The sequence below is a fragment of the Microbacterium sp. TPD7012 genome, assembly GCF_003075395.1.
GTDB lineage: Bacteria > Actinomycetota > Actinomycetes > Actinomycetales > Microbacteriaceae > Microbacterium.
In genome coordinates, this window is sequence record NZ_QDFV01000002.1 from 198981 (window position 1) to 215509 (window position 16529).

Consider the following 16529-nt stretch of genomic DNA (forward strand, 5'->3'; position numbering starts at 1 on the left):
TGTGCTCCTCAGAAAAGACGGTTGGATGCCGCGGACCAGCCTACCCGCGTGCGCGGGGAGCGCCGGGTCCGTCGTCTCCGACGGTCTCCTCCGCGCGTCCCGGAGCCCGCCGGGTCCAGAGCCGGTTCAGCGCGTGGGCCAGGATGCCCGTGAGAAGCAGCAGGAACAGTGCGAAGTAGCCCTGGTCGCCGATGGCGACGGCGATCCCGAGCGCCAGGCCGAAGAGGATGATCGCCGCGACGTCGCCGGCCACGTCCTGCCGCACGCGTGCGATCGGCGCGCTCGTGAGGTCGGGATGCCGCAGCAGGTACAGCTTCGCCGCGAGGGTCGCGACCTGGGTGAGGATCAGCGTGCCGATGTAGACCGTCTCCTGCAGTGGGTCCGTGTCCATCTGCCCGAGCATCGCGGTCGGCACCGGCAGCCAGACGATCGTCGCCATCCACGCGATGTTGATCCAGAGCAGCGCAGGCGTGATCGCCGTGACCTCGGTGTACTGCCGGTGATGCTCCATCCAGAAGTTCGCGATGAGCAGGAAGCTGAGCGCGAAGCTGAACAGCTGCCCGCCGTTCTCGGCGAAGAACTCTCCGGTGGCGAGGCCCTTCGTGCCGGCATCCGACACCGCCTCCAGCAGCGGGAGGATCAGCAGCGTCATCGCGATCGCGACGACGGCGTCGGCGAACGCCTTGAAGCGCTCGGTCGAGAAGCGGAGGCTCGTGCGATCGGTCACGGCGCCAGACTAGACCGCTCGCGCTGACCTGTCAGGCATCGACGTCCGTCACCGCACCCAGGAGCTCGTCCTGCATGGCGGCCGTGCGGCGCCGGAGCGCATCGGCGACCGCGGCCACGGCCGGCTGGCGCAGCGAGTCGGGCCGCAGCACGAGCCAGTACGGCAGGCGCTCGGCGAACTCCTGCGGGAGGAGGCGCACCAGGTCCGGATGCCGGTCGGCGAGGAAGCACGGCAGGAAGCCGATCCCCGCCCCGGCCCTGGTGGCCTCGACGTGCACGAAGACGTTCGTGGAGCTGAGTGAATCCCGCATGCCGGGGACGAGGCGCCGCGGCGCATCGAGGACGTCGACCTGCAGCATCGAGTCGACGAAGTAGACCAGCGGATGCGCGCTCAACTCGGTGATGCCGGCGGGCGTGCCGAACTCGTCCAGATAGCTGCGCGCGGCGTACATGCCCAGCGTGTAGTGACCGAGCAGGATCGCCTCGGCGCGGTGCACCTGCGGCTCGCCGACCACGACCTCCATGTCCAGACCGGAGCGGTGCTGGAGAGCGCGGCGGGTGACGTTGACGATCTCGACGCTGAGACGCGGATGCCTCCGGTGCAGCTGTGCGAGCGCGGGGGCGATGATGAACGCGCTGAACCCGTCGGTGGCGGAGATGCGCACGACGCCGGTGATCTGGTCGGACTGTTCGCCGTCTTCGTGGATGCTCGCCATCGCGGTCTCCACGTCTTCGGCGGCCCGCACGGCGCGACGCCCCAGGTCGGTCAGCTCCCACCCGCCCGGGGTGCGGGCCAGCGCCCGACCGCCGAGGCCGGCCTCCAGTGCGGCGATCCGACGCGAGACGGTCGTGTGGTTCAGCCCGAGGCTCTCTCCGGCGGTCGTGAAGCGCCCGGTCCGCGACACGGCGAGCAGGATCAGCAGATCGTCAGGGCTGGCGGAGCTTCCGGGCGATGCGTTCACATCTGCAATTCTGCACCACGCCTCTGCTTGACTGGTCATTGGTGCACAGCATCCGTCGTGCCCATACTGGCTGGGGCTTCCCCCTCCCGAGGGAGCGCGGGGCCAGGGCAGCAGCTGTCGATGCGGACACTGCAGAACACGAAGGAGTGCACCCATGAGCGGCAAGAAGACGACGACCGTCCCGGAGACGGAGCCGCGGACATCCGGGCTGAAGAGGATCGTGGCCGCCTCGATGGTGGGCACCGTCGTCGAGTGGTACGAGTTCTTCCTCTACGCCACCGCCGCGTCACTGGTCTTCGGCACCTTCTTCTTCCCGGATGCCGGCACCGAGCTCGACGGGATCATCGCCGCCTTCCTGACCTACGCGGTGGGCTTCGTCGCCCGGCCGCTCGGCGGCATCGTGTTCGGCCAGATCGGCGATCGGCTGGGCCGCAAGCACACCCTGCAGATCACGATCATCCTGGTGGGCGTCGCCACGTTCCTGATGGGCTGCCTGCCGGGCTTCGACACCATCGGCTACTGGGCGCCCGCGCTGCTCGTGGCGCTCCGCTTCATCCAGGGCTTCGCGGTGGGCGGCGAGTGGGGCGGCGCCGTGCTGCTCGTCGCCGAGCACAGCCCGGACCGGTCGCGAGGCTTCTGGTCGAGCTGGCCGCAGGCCGCTGTCCCCGTCGGCAACCTCCTCGCCACCCTGGTGCTGCTCGGGATGTCGTGGATCCTGCCGTCCGATCAGTTCCTCGGCTGGGGCTGGCGTGTGGCCTTCTGGCTGTCCGCGATCGTCGTCATCATCGGCTACTACATCCGCACCCACGTCAGCGAGGCGCCGATCTTCCTCGAGGCCCGTGCGCAGGTGGAGGCCGACAAGGCCGCCGGCTACGGCGTGCTGGAGGTCGTGAAGAAGTACCCGCGGGGCGTCTTCGGGGCGATGGGCCTGCGCTTCGCGGAGAACATCCTGTACTACATCATCGTGTCCTTCACGATCGTGTATCTGAAGACCGTGCACCAGTACGACACCAGCCAGCTGCTGCTGGCGCTCCTGATCGCCCACGTCATCCACTTCCTGGTGATCCCGCAGGTCGGCCGGCTCTCCGACGCCTTCGGGCGCCGTCCGGTGTACCTGGCCGGCGCCGTGCTCGGAGCCGCCTGGGCGTTCTTCGCCTTCCCGATGTTCGACACCCTGAACCCGCTCCTGATCATCGCGGCCGTCACCATCGGACTCTGCTTCCACGCCCTGATGTACGCCGGCCAGCCCGCGATCATGGCCGAGATGTTCCCCACGCGCATGCGCTACTCCGGTGTCTCCCTCGGCTACCAGGTCACCTCGATCGTCGCCGGCTCCCTGGCGCCGATCATCGCGACTGCGCTGCTGCAGCAGTACCGGTCGTGGATGCCGGTGGCCGTCTACGTGGCCGTGGCCTGCGCCGTCACCGCCTTCGCGGTGATCACGATGAAGGAGACCCGCGGGATCTCCCTGCTCGACGTCGACGAGGCCGACGCCCGCACGCACGGCCTGGCCAGGGCCGCCCGGTGAGCGCCGCGCCGCAGTCGCTCGCCGGCCGACGGGCGCTCGTCACGGGCGGTGCCAGCGGGATCGGGCTGGCCGTCGCACAGGAGCTGGCGGCTCGCGGTGCGCACGTCGTCGTCGCCGACCGGGATGCCGCGGGCTGCGCGGCGGCCGCTGCGGCGGTGGGCGGCTCGGCCTGGACCGTCGACCTGCTGGACCCGGCAGCACTCGCGGACGACCGGCTGGCGGATGCGCTCGACGGAGTCGACATCCTGGTGAACAACGCCGGGATCCAGCACGTCAGCCCGATCCAGGACTTCGATCCCCGCGAGTTCCGGAGGATCACGACCCTCATGCTGGAGGTGCCGTTCCTGCTGATCCGCGCCGCTCTTCCGGCGATGTACGCGCAGCGCTTCGGGCGGATCGTCAACGTCTCCTCGGTGCACGGGCTGCGGGCGTCTGCGTACAAATCGGCGTACGTCGCGGCAAAGCACGGGCTCGAAGGGCTGTCGAAGGTCACCGCGCTGGAGGGCGGAGCGCATCTGGTCACCAGTAACTGCGTCAATCCCGGGTACGTCCGGACGCCGCTGGTCGAGAAGCAGCTGGCCGACCAGGCCCGCGTGCACGGCATCCCGGAGGCGGAGGTGCTGGACCGGATCATGCTCACCGAGAGCGCGATCAAGCGCCTGGTCGAGCCGGCCGAGGTCGCAGGTCTCGTGGCATGGCTCGCGAGCGACGAGGCGGCGATGGTCACCGGGGCGAGCTACACGATGGACGGCGGCTGGTCGGCCCGATGAAGAGGACAGGCGGCGGCACACCCCGCTAGCGTTGGGTCGTGCCCTCGCTCAACCCCGCCGTCGCCGAGATCCGCCTCGCCGTGCGCACCGCGCTCGCCGACCTCCCCGAGGGCTCGACGGTGATCGTCGCCCTCTCCGGGGGCGCCGACTCGCTCGCGCTCGCCGCGGCCACGGCCTTCGAGGCCTCGAAGAGGGGGATGCCGGCGACATCCGTCACCGTCGATCACGGTCTGCAGGTCGGCTCGGCGGAGGTCGCGGCGCGTGCGGCGAGCATCGCCACCGGACTCGGTCTCGAAGCGATCGTGGTGCGTGTCGACGTCGACGGCGAAGGAGGCCCCGAGGCGGCGGCGCGCGAGGCACGCTACCGGGTGCTGCGGGATGCCGCGACCGAGAGAGGGGCATCCGCAATGCTCCTCGGGCACACGCTCGACGACCAGGCCGAGACGGTGCTGCTCGGGCTCGCGCGCGGTTCCGGGGCGGCGAGCCTTCAAGGCATGGCGCCGGCGCGGGAGGACGAGGACGGGCTGCGCTGGCTGCGGCCGCTGCTCGGGGTGCGGCGCGAGACGACGCGTGCGTTCTGCACGGCATCCGGTCTGGACCCGTGGGACGACCCCCACAATCTCGACGACCGGTTCGCCCGGGTGCGCGTGCGCGAGAGGGTGCTCCCGGTGCTCGAGGCAGAGCTCGGGCCGGGTATCGCGGAGGCGCTCGCCCGAACGGCGGAGCAGCTCCGCGAGGACGCCGAGGCGTTCGACGAGATGATCCACGAGACGATCGAGGACATCGTCGAGCATGCGGAGGCGGGCATCTCGGTCAGCGTCGCCGCGCTCGCGGCGAACCCCGCCGCGCTGCGGAACCGGATCATCCGCCTCGTGGTCGACAGCGAGTTCGGCGTCAGCCTGACCCGCGCGCAGACCGTCGAGGTCGCGAGACTCGTGACGGACTGGGCGGGTCAGGGGCCGATCGATCTGCCCGGCTGCTCGGCCGTGCGCCGAGGCGGGCAGATCGTCTTCACGGCATCCGGTCGCTGACTACTTCTTGCCGCCGAGCAGGCCGCCCAGGAGGTCGCCGATCCCGCCGCCTCCGGAGCCTCCCGACCCGCCGCCGAGCAGGCCGCCCAGCACGTCGCCGATGCCCCCGCCGCCCGCGCCGCCGCCGCTGTTGCCTCCGCCGAGCAGACCGCCGATGAGGTCGCCGATGCCGCCGCCGGACTCCGGCGCGCCGGCATCCGCCTTCTTGTCCTTGTTCGCGTTCGCGATGAGGCCCATCACGATCGGCGCGAGGATCGGCAGGAGCTTGCCGAAGTCGATGCCCGGGGTCGCCTTCGACTCCGTGAGCTTCGTGGTGACCTCCTTCTCGTTCCCGCCGAGGATGTGCGCGACGATCTTGCCGCCGTCGGCCTGATCGACGTCGTCGACCTTCCCGGCTCCGGTGGAGCCCTCGTGCTTCTGCAGCGCCTTCTGGATGGCGGCAGAGCCCTCCGCGGTCTCGGCGTTCTTGGCGAGCCCGCCGAGCAGCACCGCACCGCCCTGCTCGATCGCGACCTTCGCCTCGTCGCGCGAGACTCCGAGCTTCTCGGCGATGTCGTCGATCGGCACCTGCTTGAGGATGTCGTCCAGGGCCATGTGAATCCTTCCGTCGGTGGGCATCCGCCCGTCTCACCGCTCACAGTAGTGCGGATGCCGGGTCGGAGGGAGTCTAAAATCGATCCATGCGCGCCGCGGAAATCCAGGACGACCTTGCCCAGATCCTCGTCACCGAAGAGCAGATCCTCGCGAAGCTCGACGAGCTCGCGGCCCAGGTCGCCGTCGACTACGCGGGCAAGGAGCTCGTCCTGGTCGGCGTGCTCAAGGGCGCCGTGATGGTGATGGCGGACTTCGCACGGGCACTGCCGTTCCACGCCCCGATGGACTGGATGGCGGTGTCGAGCTACGGTGCGAGCACCAAGTCCAGCGGCGTCGTGCAGATCCGCAAGGACCTCGACACCGACCTCAACGGCAAGCACGTGCTGATCGTGGAGGACATCATCGACTCCGGGCTGACCCTCAGCTGGCTGCTCGAGAACTTCGAGTCGCGCGGGGCCGAGTCGATCGAGGTGCTGGCGCTGCTGCGCAAGCCCGAAGCCGCGAAGGTCGTCATCGACTGCAAGTACGTCGGATTCGACATCCCCACCGACTTCGTCGTCGGCTACGGCCTCGACTACGCCGAGCGGTACCGCAACCTGCGCGACGTGGCCGTCCTCGCGCCGCACGTCTACAGCTGACGCTTCGACACGCTCAGCGACCCAGGTGGGGCGCCCAGCGGTGCATGGGTCCCTGAGCCTGACGAGGGGTACGCCGTGGGTGAACGCACAGCGGGTGCCTAGTTCTCGCGCGATACGCTGATCCGATCATGGATGTGAAGAAGCTCACCCGGAATCCGCTGATCTACGTCGCGCTGATCGGCGTGCTGCTCTTCGGCGGCTTCCTCCTGATCTCGAACCTCGGGGCGCCCAAGCAGATCACGACCCAGGAGGGTCTGAAGCTGCTCTCGGGCTCTTCGGTCACCGAGGTCGTGAACACCGACGGCGACCAGCGAGTCGACATGACGCTGTCGAAGCCGTTCGAGGGTTCCGAGAACGTGCAGTTCTACTACGTCGACGCCCGTGCCGACGAGGTGGTCTCCGCGATCAACGAGGCCGCCCCGAAGGACGGCTTCAACGACGCGGTGCCGCGTGCGACGTGGTTCGACGGCTTCCTCTCGCTTCTCCTGCCGCTCGTGCTGCTCGGCCTCCTGTTCTGGTGGCTGCTCTCGTCCATGCAGGGCGGCGGCGGCAAGGTCATGCAGTTCGGCAAGTCCAAGGCCAAGCTCGTCAACAAGGAGACCCCGACGGTCACCTTCGCCGACGTCGCCGGTGCCGACGAGGCGATCGAGGAGCTCCACGAGATCAAGGAGTTCCTGCAGGACCCGGCCAAGTTCCAGGCGATCGGCGCCCGCATCCCGAAGGGCGTGCTGCTGTACGGCCCTCCCGGAACCGGGAAGACGCTGCTCGCCCGCGCGGTCGCCGGTGAGGCCGGCGCCCCGTTCTACTCGATCTCCGGATCCGACTTCGTCGAGATGTTCGTCGGCGTCGGCGCCTCGCGTGTGCGCGACCTCTTCGGCCAGGCCAAGGAGAACGCCCCCGCCATCATCTTCATCGACGAGATCGACGCCGTCGGCCGTCACCGCGGTGCCGGCATGGGCGGCGGCAACGACGAGCGCGAGCAGACCCTCAACCAGATGCTGGTCGAGATGGACGGCTTCGACCCGAACGCGAACGTGATCGTGATCGCGGCGACGAACCGCCCCGACATCCTCGACCCCGCGCTGCTGCGCCCCGGTCGCTTCGACCGTCAGATCGGCGTGGACGCCCCCGACCTCAAGGGCCGCCAGAAGATCCTCGAGGTGCACAGCAAGGGCAAGCCCCTGTCGAAGAGCGTCGACCTCGAGGTCGTCGCCCGCAAGACCCCCGGGTTCACCGGTGCGGATCTCGCCAACGTGCTGAACGAGGCGGCGCTCCTGACCGCGCGCTCGAACGCGCAGCTGGTCGACAACCGCGCCCTCGACGAGGCCATCGACCGCGTGATCGCCGGTCCGCAGCGCCGCACCCGCGTGATGCGGGACAAGGAGAAGCTGATCACGGCGTACCACGAGGGCGGACACGCACTCGCGGCGGCGGCGATGAACTACACCGACCCGGTCACGAAGATCACGATCCTGCCGCGAGGCAAGGCGCTCGGATACACGATGGTGCTGCCGCTGGACGACAAGTACTCGGTCACCCGCAACGAGCTGCAGGACCAGCTGACCTACGCCATGGGCGGCCGCGTCGCCGAGGAGATCATCTTCCACGACCCGACCACCGGCGCCTCGAACGACATCGAGAAGGCGACCTCGATCGCCCGCAAGATGGTGCTCGAGTACGGCATGACCACGCAGGTCGGTCCCGTCAAGCTCGGCACCGAGGGCGGCGAGCCCTTCGCCGGTCGTGACATGGGTCGCGGCCGTGAGTACTCCGAGCGGGTCGCCGAGCGGGTCGACGCCGAGGTGCGCGCCCTGATCGAGCAGGCGCACAACGAGGCCTACGAGGTGATCAGCGCGAACCGCGACATCCTCGACAAGCTCGCCCTCGCGCTGCTCGAGGAGGAGACCCTCGACCACAACCAGATCGCCGAGATCTTCACCGAGATCAAGAAGCTCCCCGAGCGTCCGCTGTGGCTGTCGAGCGAGGACCGCCCGGTCTCCGAGCGCCCCCCGATCGAGGTGCCGAAGAAGGACGTGTCGCTCGCGGCATCCGTCGAGGCGCCCTCCGCGACGCCGCGCGCCCAGCAGGGATCCGCCGGAGTGAGCAACCCCCGTCCCGCGACGGCGTGACGTGACCGTCGACAGGCAGCGCGTCGAACGGCTCACCAGAGAGCTGCTCGAGGCGATCGGCGAAGACCCGGACCGGCCCGGCCTGAAGCAGACCCCGACCCGCATGGCCGAGCTGTACTCGGAGTTCTTCGACGGCGTCGGCGCGGATGCCGCGGAGCCGCTGGCGCGCACGATCAGCGTGACCCGCGGGCCGGCGCCCGACACCCTCCCGTCCGGGGCAGTGCTCCTGCGCGACATCCGCTTCCGCTCCGTCTGCGAGCACCACCTCCTGCCGTTCGCCGGCCACGCGCACCTCGCGTATCTGCCGGGCGAGCAGGTCGTCGGACTCGGCGCGCTCGTGCGCGTCGTCGAGATCCTCGCCGCCCGCCCGCAGGTGCAGGAGCGTCTCGGCGAGCAGATCGCCGACACGATCGCGGAGCACCTCGACACCCGCGGCGTCCTCGTCGTGCTCGACGCCAGCCACGGCTGCGTCACCATGCGCGGCGGTCGGCAGACCGAGGCGTCGACGCTCACGATCGCCGCGCGCGGCGAGTACACGGATGCCGCGGCGCGGGCCGAGCTCATCACGCTGATCGGCGCTTCGGGCGCCGCTCCGGTCGTCGAGCGACCGCAGCGAGACGAAGCGCCCCATCGTCCGACGGGTTCAGGATCCGACGCATGACCGGGATCTGGGGGATCGTCAACGTCACTCCCGATTCGTTCAGCGACGGCGGGCGCTATCTCGATGTCGACAGGGCGGTCGCCCACGGCCTGCGACTGCGTGCCGACGGCGCGAGCGTGCTCGACGTCGGCGGCGAGTCGACCAGGCCCGGCGCGGAGCGCGTCGGCACGGATGTCGAGCAGCAGCGCGTGATCCCCGTGATCGAGCAGCTCGCCGCGGCGGGCGTTCCGATCAGCGTCGACACGCTCAGCGCGGCCACCGCCGCGGCGGCCGTGCGCGCCGGCGCCCGGATCGTCAACGACGTCTCGGGTGGTCTCGCCGACCCCGACATGCGGGCGGCGGTCGCCGAATCCGGTGCGGACTACGCGGTCGGGCACTGGCGCGGATTCTCGGCCGACATGTACGCCAACGCCGAGTACCGCCGAGCGGCCAGGGAGGTCGCCGGAGAGCTGCAGGAGCGCATCGGAGAGGCCGCGGCAGCCGGTATCGCCCCCTCGCGACTGATCGTGGATCCCGGCATCGGCTTCGCCAAGGCGGGCGCCCAGAACTGGGACGTGCTGCGCGGGCTCGACGAGATCGTGGCGCTCGGACCCCGGGTGCTCATCGGCACCTCCCGCAAGCGGTTCCTCGCCGAGACGCTGCCGTCCGAGGCGGGGGAGACCGGCGGGATCTCGGAGGCTCGCCGTGACCTCGCCACCGCCGTGACCAGCGCGTTGGCCGCACGCGCCGGCGTGTGGGCCGTCCGGGTGCACGACGTCGCCGCGACCCGCGATGCGCTCGCCATCGCCCACGCCTGGACGGGGTGAGGCGGCTCGACCGCCGCCGTACGCTAGGGACATGGACTTCCTCGACGAGATCTCCCTCACCGGGCTGACCGTGTTCGGACGCCACGGCGTCTACGACCACGAGCGGGAGGACGGGCAGGAGTTCACGGTCGACCTCCGCCTGCGGCTGGCGCTGGACCAGGCCGCGGCATCCGACGACGTGAGCGACACCGTGCACTACGGAGAGCTCGCCGAGAAGGTCGCGGCCGTGGTCGCCGGGGAACCCGTGAACCTCATCGAGACCCTCGCCGAACGCATCGCCGTCACCGCCCTCGAAGACCCCCGGGTGCAGGGCGTCACCGTGACCGTGCACAAGCCGCACGCCCCGATCCCGCTCACGTTCGCCGACGTGGCCGTCACGGTTCATCGCAGCCGCCCCACTCCCGGCCTGGAGGACATCACCGCATGAGTCGGAATCTCGCCCAGCCCATGGACGCCCCCGAGCGCCGTCCGGGTCGTCCGGAAACCGTGGCCGTCGTCGCCCTCGGCGCGAACCTCGGCGAACGTCACGCGACCATCCGCGCCGCCGCGGAGCGGATCGCGCGACTGCCGCTCGTCGGGGAGGTGCGCCTGTCCCCGCTGTTCGAGACCGTCGCGCTGCGCGTGGACGGGCCCGACCCCGAGGCGCCCGGCTACGTCAACGCCGTCGCGCTGGTCACGACCCGGCTCGCTCCCGAGATCCTGCTCGGGATGCTGCATGCCATCGAAGACGAGAACGGCCGGGAGCGCCGCGAGCGCTGGGGGGACAGGACGCTGGACCTCGACCTCATCGCGTACGGCGACGTCGTCTCGGACGAGCCGCACCTGCAGCTCCCGCATCCGCGCGCTGCGGAGCGCCTCTTCGTGCTGGATCCGTGGCTCGATCTCGATGCCGACGCCGAGCTCATCGGGCACGGCAGGGTGGCCGACCTCGCGGCGGAGCTGCGCGATCGGGGCGATGGATGAGGCGCACGTCCGTCGGCCTCCTCGCCGTTCTGGCCCTCCTCGGGGTCGGGCTCGGGTACCTGGTCGATCACCTGCTCACCGCGAGCGGTCGCGCGACCTTCACCCCGTCGCTGCTGCTGCCGGTGCTTCTCCTGCTGATCGCGGCCGCTGCTCTCGGCGTGGCCTGGCCGGTGCGGAACAGCGTGCGCTCCGGCATCCGGATCGATCCCTTCCGCGCACTCAGGGCGGCGACCCTCGCCCGCGCCTCGAGTCTGCTCGGCGCGATCATGGCGGGCCTCGGAGCCGGCCTCCTCGTGTTCCTCCTCACCCGCCCCATCGATCCGCCGGTAGGGTCGACTGTGGCCATGCTGGCCCTGATCGGGAGCGCGATCGTCCTCGTGATCGCCGCGCTCGTCGCCGAACAGTTCTGCACCCTGCCGAAGGATCCTGATGACTCAGAACCCAGAGACCGCGCCCCTGAACCCGGCGGAGGGCACTGACCTCGACGCCCTCGACCAGGGCACCTACACGCGGCTGCGCACCGCGCGGAACGAGGCGCGGCTGGAACTGGACGGCACCTGGCACCAGATCTCGCCCCGCTATGTCGTCTCGCAGATCGTGCAGAACGTGATCTTCATCGTCGTGGTGGTCGTGGCAGCCGTGGTGCTCAACATCTTCCTGGAGCAGGACTGGGTGTGGATCCCCGCCGGCGTGATCCTGCTCCTCACGGTGATCGCGCTCATCATCCTGCCGCGACAGGCCAGGGCCATCGGCTACATGCTCCGCGCCGACGACATCGTCTTCCGCAAGGGCATTCTGTGGCAGCGGATGATCGCCGTGCCCTACGGGCGCATGCAGCTCGTGGACATCACCCAGGGTCCGCTCGACCGCGCCTTCGGCATCTCCCAGCTGAAGATGGTGACCGCCGCCGCCACCACCGGCGTGCAGATCCCCGGCCTCACCCAGCCCGCGTCCGAAGCGCTGCGCGACACCCTCATCGAAGTGGCCGAGACCCGCCGGACCGGCCTGTGAGCGAGCAGCAGTTCCCCGCCGCCCCGCACGCACCGGCGCCCACGCAGGTCGGCGACGCGTCGACGACTCTGGCGGACGGCGAATGGCATCGGATGCATCCGCTGACGCCCCTGTTCAAGGGCGGGCTGGTGCTGATCATCGTCGCCGGCATCCTGATCGCGAACATGCGGGACCGGATCATCACCTGGCTGGTGACGCTCTTCACGCCCGAGGAGGCGCACTACGGCGACTACGCCGGCCGCGACCCGGTCGACTGGGTGTTCGAGAACAACCTGATCCTGCTGGTGCTCCTCGGAGTGCTCGGTCTCGTGGTCGTGCTGGTGCTCGTGTTCTGGATGCTCTGGCGCTTCCACCAGTTCCGCATCACCGGTGATCACGTCGAGGTGCGCAAGGGCATCATCTTCCGCTCGCACCGGCGCGCGCCCCTCGATCGCGTGCAGGGCGTCAACCTCACGCGTCCGTTCCCCGCCCGGATCATCGGACTCGCCAAGCTCGAAGTGGTCGGCGCGGGCAACGACGCGAACGTCGACCTGGAGTACCTCGCGACGACTCGGGCGGAGTCGGTGCGCGCCGACATCCTGCGCCTCGCCTCCGGGGCACGGGCCGCGCGTCACGCGGCCCTCAACCCGCAGGCCCCGGCGTCCGGCCCGGATGCCGCTGCGGTCCCCGCGACGACGCGGGCGCAGCTGCGCGGCTCGGTCAACGAGGGCGTCACGAGCCTGATCGCCGGAGTCGACCTCGCCGATGTCGCTCCGGAGAGCGTCGTGAAGATCCCGGCCGGTCGTCTGATCGGATCGCAGCTCATCTCGGGGCTGCTGTGGCTGTTCTTCTTCGGCATCATCTTCGCGATCGCGCTCGGCAGCACGATCATCGGCCTGGTCGCCGACGGCGACACCGGCGGCGGCGTGGTGCTGCTCGGCATCGGCCTCGCCATGGGCATCCCCATGCTCATCGCCGTGGTCGGCATCACCTGGGCGCAGATCTCCAAGTCGCTGCGCTATTCGATCGCGCCGACGCCCGACGGGGTGCGTATCACGTACGGTCTGCTCACCACGGTGACCGAGACGCTGCCGCCCGGACGCATCTTCGCGGTCGAGGTGTCGCAGTCGCTCCTGTGGCGCCCCTTCGGCTGGTGGACGATCAAGATCAACCGGATGAGCGGCAAGAGCGCGGCGGCGCAGCAGTCCGGCAACGCGCAGCAGTTCAACGTGGTGCTGCCGGTGGGCAAGCGCGCCGATGTCGAGCGCGTGCTCGGCCTCGTGCTGCCGGACGTGCCGGCGGCGAGCATCCCGTTCCTCTGGGAGCAGGGCATCGTCGGGCCTGCCGACGGCGATCCGTTCCGGCGGATGCCGCGACGTGCCTGGTGGCGTCGTCCGCTGTCCTGGAAGCGGCACGGGTATGCGATCGCCGACTTCGGGCTCCTGCTGCGCCGTGGATTCGTGTGGCGCAAGCTCGCGGTCTTCCCGCTCGCCCGTCTGCAGGGCGTCTCGCTCTCGCAGGGTCCCATCGACCGGGCGCAGCGCGTCTCGGGCGCCCAGGTGCACACGGCACCGGGACCGATCACGGGGTACCTCTCCGGACTCGAGCGCGAGGATGCGCTGGCGCTGCTCGGCGATGTCAGCCGCGCCGCGGCCGAAGCCGCGTCGCGAGACACCAGCCATCGCTGGAGCGAGCACGCTCCGGCGGCTGCTCCGGCGAACCCGGCTCCTCCGGCGTACGCGAACCTCCCGGCGCCTGCGGGACCACCGGTCGCGCTCCCGGCGCCAGGCGTGACGCCGCCTCCGGCCGCGCCACCTGCACCGCCGACGTACGCGCCTCCGGTGACGCCGCCTCCTGCGCCTCCGGTCGCACCGCCGCCTGCGCCTCCGGTCGCACCGCCGCCTGCGCCTCCGGTCGCGGCGCCGCCTGCACCTCCGGTCGCACCGCCGACGTACGCGCCTCCGGTGATGCCGCCGCCTGCACCTCCGGTCGTGCCGCCGCCCGCGCCGCCCACGAACGGGGAGTGACCCCGTGGTGCGCGACGGGCGTCTCGGCGTCGGCATCATCGGCGCGGGCCGCGTCGGACCGGTGATCGGCGCCGCGCTCGGCGGCGCCGGCCACGCGATCGTCGGCATCACGAGCGGATCGGATGACGAGCGCGCGTCGGCCGTCCTCCCGGAGGTGCCCGTGCTCGACGCCCTCGAGGTCGTGCGCAGGGCGGAGCTCGTGATCCTCGCCGTGCCGACGGACCAGCTCGCCTCTCTCGTGGCGGGAATCGCCGAGGTCGGCGGGTGGCAGATCGGTCAGCTCGTGCTGCACACCGATCCCGGCCACGGCACCGAGGTGCTGCGGCCCGCTGCCGAGCGCGGCGCGATCCCGCTCGCCGTGCATCCCGCGATCACGTTCACGGGGACCTCGATCGACCTGCGACAGCTGCAGGCGGGCTTCGCCGCGGTCACGGCCCCTGCCCCGGTGCTGCCCATCGCGCAGGCGCTCGCCGTCGAGATGGGATGCGAGCCGATCGTGATCGCCGAGGAGGATCGCCCCGCCTACGCGGACGCCATCCAGACCGCGACGGAGTTCTCCCGGTCGATCATCGGCCAGTCCACGGCGCGGCTGCGCGAGATCGGCGTCGAGAACCCCGGCGGCTACCTCTCGGCGCTCGTGCAGTCGACGGTCGAGCGCGCCCTGCGCGAGGCATCCGATCCTCCGCCGCTGATCTGACCCGCACGACGGGCAGCATCAGCGTCCGCCCGAGAACCCTCCGCCGCCTCCGCCGCCGGAGAAGCCGCCGCCGAACGACCCGCCCGAACTCGACGAGCTGCCCGACGACGGCGAGGTGTAGGTCGCGGCGGCATGCGACGACGAGGTGAAGGCCGAGAGGTAGACGCCGAGGTACGGGGTGGTCGGGTCGCCGATCCACCCGGGTCCCCGCTGCTCGCGGGAGTAGGCGGTCTCGAGCACGTCGCCCCACTCCTTCTCCATCCCGAAGAGCATCGCGTAGGGGAGGAGGCGCTCGTACACGTGGATGACGTCGGCGGTCCCGTCCTGCCGGCGCTCCGCCCCCGTGTAGGACTGCAGCATGCGCAGACGGTCGGCATCGGCGACCCGGATGAACTCCTCGACGCCCTTCAGGTACTCGAATTCCCTGGCGCCCTCGGGGGTGAGCACCGTGTGCTTCGCGAAGGAGAAGAAGCTCGCGATGAGCACGAGCACGAGTCCGAAGGAGATCGCGACGAGAGCGGGGACGGCGGAGAGTCGGCCGGAGGCCACGCCCCACACGCTCAGTCCCATGCCGACGGCCGCGATCGCGATCGCACACCACTGCACGATCGCCGCGCCGCGACTGCGCGCCGTGGTCGTGAGACCGCGGGTCTTCGCTGCGGTCTTCCCCGCCTCCTGGAGAGCGACCATGCGCATGGCGAAGGCCTCGCTGGCGCTCGGCACGTCGACGACGCCGCCGTCGTTCGCCTTCAGGAAGAGGGCGTCGAGCGCCTCGACGTCGAGTTGATCGGGGATGCGCGGCCCGGCGATGCGGCGCAGCCGCGGATGCTCGGGCGAGCCGCCCTCCTCGATGCGCAGCGTTCCCCGCACGGCGAGATGCACGATCTCGGCGGGGATCACATCCTTCGCGCTCGGCAGGAGGGCGGCGGCGAGCAGCGGGGGCATCGAGTCGGGAACGTCGTACTGCGCGACGATGACACCGGTGGCGGTGCGGCGGCGGCGCTTGAAGGCGGACACGGCGATCCAGGCGCCGACCGACAGTCCTCCCGCGCCGATCGCTGCGGCCAGAGGAACCGTGTCGGTGACCGGGTTCGGCGTGCGCGCGGACGGCTGCACGGCCGTGCCCTGCGCGAATCCGATCGCGACCGTCACCCCGTCGCCTGCCGCGCGTTCCCCCGACTCGACGCGGAACGTGGCGACGTCGCCGTCGACCGCCGGACCCTGCAGGTCGCACTCGTCGGTCGATCCCGAGTATCCGGTGTAGCAGCTCGCGGCTCCCGTGAGGCGGTCGCTCATCGCCGCGTCGAAGACGATGTCGGCGCGGAACCGCTCGATCGCCTGGGTGCTGTCGAGGGGGAGGAGGTCCCAGTAGAACTCGTCCACCGCGGGGTTCCCCTCGCCCTGTCCGCGCACGCTCTGGCGGGTCGAGGAGCCGGTCGATGCGTCGGCCGCGAGGATGACGTCGCGCATCTCGTACTCGATCACGTAGGTGGTCAGTCCCTGCACGAAGTCGTCGTTCCCGGTGAGGACGAGCAGCAGACCGTCTTCCTCCTCGGTCTCGTACGGCACGTCGGCGCCGTTCTCGTCCGTGACCGACAGCACACGGGTGTCGATGCCGGCCCCCTCGTACGCGGTGGGCAGCCCGCGGACGATGCCGCGGTTCTGGTCGTACTCGGGGAAGCGGGCGACGAGCGTCTCGACGACGTGCATCCGCGCGCGGCCCTCTTCATCGAGCCCGACCTCGTAGAGCGCGTCCCAGGAGGCGTAGGAGAAGTCGTCGACGTCCGCGTCCGCCACGGTGCTCGCGGGCGCGCCCGTCGATCGTGCGTCGGCAGGCTCGGATGCGGCGGTCGCCGACGTCGGGGCGGCGACCGCGGCGACGGCGAGGGCGATGGCGGCGAACGCGCGGATGATCCGGGTGGCGGTCATGCTTCGAGGCTACCCAGCCTGCGCGAAGGAGTCGGCACGCCGTCTCGGTAAACTGGGGAGGACTTCAAGGAGCCCCGC

Annotated in this window: 17 protein-coding genes; 13 read left to right on the forward strand and 4 right to left on the reverse strand. The window is 70.7% G+C overall.

Translation table 11 applies throughout. The annotated features are described in order from the left end of the window. Window positions 1–40: 40 nt before the first annotated feature. Window positions 41–727 (reverse strand): TMEM175 family protein, encoded by a 687-nt coding sequence (locus tag DC434_RS05000; protein WP_243408817.1) that lies wholly within the window; start codon window positions 725–727, stop codon window positions 41–43. Between the two features lie 31 nt (window positions 728–758). Then, entirely contained in the window at window positions 759–1727 is a 969-nt protein-coding gene (locus DC434_RS05005; protein ID WP_116634192.1) for a LysR family transcriptional regulator, read from the reverse strand. Between the two features lie 115 nt (window positions 1728–1842). On the opposite strand from DC434_RS05005, the gene DC434_RS05010 reads away from it, so the two are divergent. From DC434_RS05010 to tilS, 3 genes are read left to right on the forward strand one after another with little or no spacing between them, the layout of a single operon-like run. Continuing rightward, on the forward strand, window positions 1843–3216 hold the full coding sequence (locus DC434_RS05010; RefSeq protein ID WP_165807999.1) for an MFS transporter: 1374 nt from the start codon (window positions 1843–1845) through the stop codon (window positions 3214–3216). Next, window positions 3213–3986, forward strand: coding sequence for a 3-hydroxybutyrate dehydrogenase (locus tag DC434_RS05015; protein WP_116634193.1), 774 nt, complete (start codon window positions 3213–3215; stop codon window positions 3984–3986). Before DC434_RS05010 ends, DC434_RS05015 begins: the two co-directional genes overlap by 4 nt. Window positions 3987–4024: 38 nt before the next feature. Next, window positions 4025–5017, forward strand: coding sequence for a tRNA lysidine(34) synthetase TilS (tilS, locus tag DC434_RS05020; protein WP_116634194.1), 993 nt, complete (start codon window positions 4025–4027; stop codon window positions 5015–5017). Here tilS and DC434_RS05025 read toward each other — a convergent pair whose 3' ends face one another. Beyond that, window positions 5018–5611 carry a DUF937 domain-containing protein gene (locus DC434_RS05025; RefSeq protein ID WP_116634195.1) on the reverse strand — a complete coding sequence of 198 codons (594 nt, stop codon included), beginning with the start codon at window positions 5609–5611 and terminating at the stop codon, window positions 5018–5020. It lies immediately after the preceding gene. 86 nt (window positions 5612–5697) lie between these two features. Between DC434_RS05025 and hpt the strand changes: the two genes are divergently transcribed. The 10 genes from hpt (at window position 5698) to DC434_RS05075 (ending at window position 14522) form a co-directional block, all read left to right on the forward strand. After that, the gene (gene hpt, locus DC434_RS05030) at window positions 5698–6249 is read left to right on the forward strand and encodes a hypoxanthine phosphoribosyltransferase (protein WP_116634196.1); all 552 of its coding nucleotides are present in this window, start codon (window positions 5698–5700) and stop codon (window positions 6247–6249) included. 128 nt (window positions 6250–6377) lie between these two features. Continuing rightward, on the forward strand, window positions 6378–8378 hold the full coding sequence (ftsH, locus tag DC434_RS05035; RefSeq protein WP_116634197.1) for an ATP-dependent zinc metalloprotease FtsH: 2001 nt from the start codon (window positions 6378–6380) through the stop codon (window positions 8376–8378). Window position 8379: 1 nt separating this feature from the next. Further along, window positions 8380–9039 carry a GTP cyclohydrolase I gene (folE, locus tag DC434_RS05040; RefSeq protein ID WP_243408818.1) on the forward strand — a complete coding sequence of 220 codons (660 nt, stop codon included), beginning with the start codon at window positions 8380–8382 and terminating at the stop codon, window positions 9037–9039. Further along, window positions 9036–9845 carry a dihydropteroate synthase gene (folP, locus tag DC434_RS05045; protein ID WP_116634198.1) on the forward strand — a complete coding sequence of 270 codons (810 nt, stop codon included), beginning with the start codon at window positions 9036–9038 and terminating at the stop codon, window positions 9843–9845. Before folE ends, folP begins: the two co-directional genes overlap by 4 nt. Before the next feature lie 31 nt (window positions 9846–9876). Then, window positions 9877–10272, forward strand: a complete 396-nt coding sequence (gene folB, locus DC434_RS05050) for a dihydroneopterin aldolase (protein WP_116634199.1) — start codon at window positions 9877–9879, stop codon at window positions 10270–10272. Further along, window positions 10269–10808 carry a 2-amino-4-hydroxy-6-hydroxymethyldihydropteridine diphosphokinase gene (folK, locus tag DC434_RS05055; protein WP_116634200.1) on the forward strand — a complete coding sequence of 180 codons (540 nt, stop codon included), beginning with the start codon at window positions 10269–10271 and terminating at the stop codon, window positions 10806–10808. Before folB ends, folK begins: the two co-directional genes overlap by 4 nt. Continuing rightward, complete coding sequence (locus DC434_RS05060; protein WP_116634201.1) at window positions 10805–11287, forward strand: DUF3180 domain-containing protein; 483 nt, start codon at window positions 10805–10807, stop codon at window positions 11285–11287. Before folK ends, DC434_RS05060 begins: the two co-directional genes overlap by 4 nt. Continuing rightward, window positions 11238–11819, forward strand: coding sequence for a PH domain-containing protein (locus DC434_RS05065; protein ID WP_116634202.1), 582 nt, complete (start codon window positions 11238–11240; stop codon window positions 11817–11819). Before DC434_RS05060 ends, DC434_RS05065 begins: the two co-directional genes overlap by 50 nt. After that, window positions 11816–13825 carry a PH domain-containing protein gene (locus DC434_RS05070; RefSeq protein ID WP_116634203.1) on the forward strand — a complete coding sequence of 670 codons (2010 nt, stop codon included), beginning with the start codon at window positions 11816–11818 and terminating at the stop codon, window positions 13823–13825. Before DC434_RS05065 ends, DC434_RS05070 begins: the two co-directional genes overlap by 4 nt. 4 nt (window positions 13826–13829) lie before the next feature. Then, entirely contained in the window at window positions 13830–14522 is a 693-nt protein-coding gene (locus DC434_RS05075; RefSeq protein ID WP_116634204.1) for a DUF2520 domain-containing protein, read from the forward strand. Window positions 14523–14540: 18 nt separating this feature from the next. Here the strand turns inward: DC434_RS05075 and DC434_RS05080 are convergent, their stop codons facing one another. Continuing rightward, the gene (locus tag DC434_RS05080; protein WP_116634205.1) at window positions 14541–16451 is read right to left on the reverse strand and encodes a DUF2207 domain-containing protein; all 1911 of its coding nucleotides are present in this window, start codon (window positions 16449–16451) and stop codon (window positions 14541–14543) included. Between the last annotated feature and the right edge of the window lie 78 nt (window positions 16452–16529).

What these genes read in the sequence shown, in the direction of transcription:
- DC434_RS05060 (WP_116634201.1), top strand. Translation starts at nt 10,805, where the DNA reads ATGAGGCGCACGTCCGTCGGCCTCCTCGCCGTTCTGGCCCTCCTCGGG.
- folP (WP_116634198.1), top strand. Translation starts at nt 9,036, where the DNA reads ATGACCGGGATCTGGGGGATCGTCAACGTCACTCCCGATTCGTTCAGC.
- DC434_RS05010 (WP_165807999.1), top strand. Translation starts at nt 1,843, where the DNA reads ATGAGCGGCAAGAAGACGACGACCGTCCCGGAGACGGAGCCGCGGACA.
- DC434_RS05025 (WP_116634195.1), bottom strand. Translation starts at nt 5,611, where the DNA reads ATGGCCCTGGACGACATCCTCAAGCAGGTGCCGATCGACGACATCGCC.
- ftsH (WP_116634197.1), top strand. Translation starts at nt 6,378, where the DNA reads ATGGATGTGAAGAAGCTCACCCGGAATCCGCTGATCTACGTCGCGCTG.
- folB (WP_116634199.1), top strand. Translation starts at nt 9,877, where the DNA reads ATGGACTTCCTCGACGAGATCTCCCTCACCGGGCTGACCGTGTTCGGA.
- folK (WP_116634200.1), top strand. Translation starts at nt 10,269, where the DNA reads ATGAGTCGGAATCTCGCCCAGCCCATGGACGCCCCCGAGCGCCGTCCG.
- DC434_RS05005 (WP_116634192.1), bottom strand. Translation starts at nt 1,727, where the DNA reads ATGACCAGTCAAGCAGAGGCGTGGTGCAGAATTGCAGATGTGAACGCA.
- DC434_RS05080 (WP_116634205.1), bottom strand. Translation starts at nt 16,451, where the DNA reads ATGACCGCCACCCGGATCATCCGCGCGTTCGCCGCCATCGCCCTCGCC.
- hpt (WP_116634196.1), top strand. Translation starts at nt 5,698, where the DNA reads ATGCGCGCCGCGGAAATCCAGGACGACCTTGCCCAGATCCTCGTCACC.
- DC434_RS05065 (WP_116634202.1), top strand. Translation starts at nt 11,238, where the DNA reads ATGACTCAGAACCCAGAGACCGCGCCCCTGAACCCGGCGGAGGGCACT.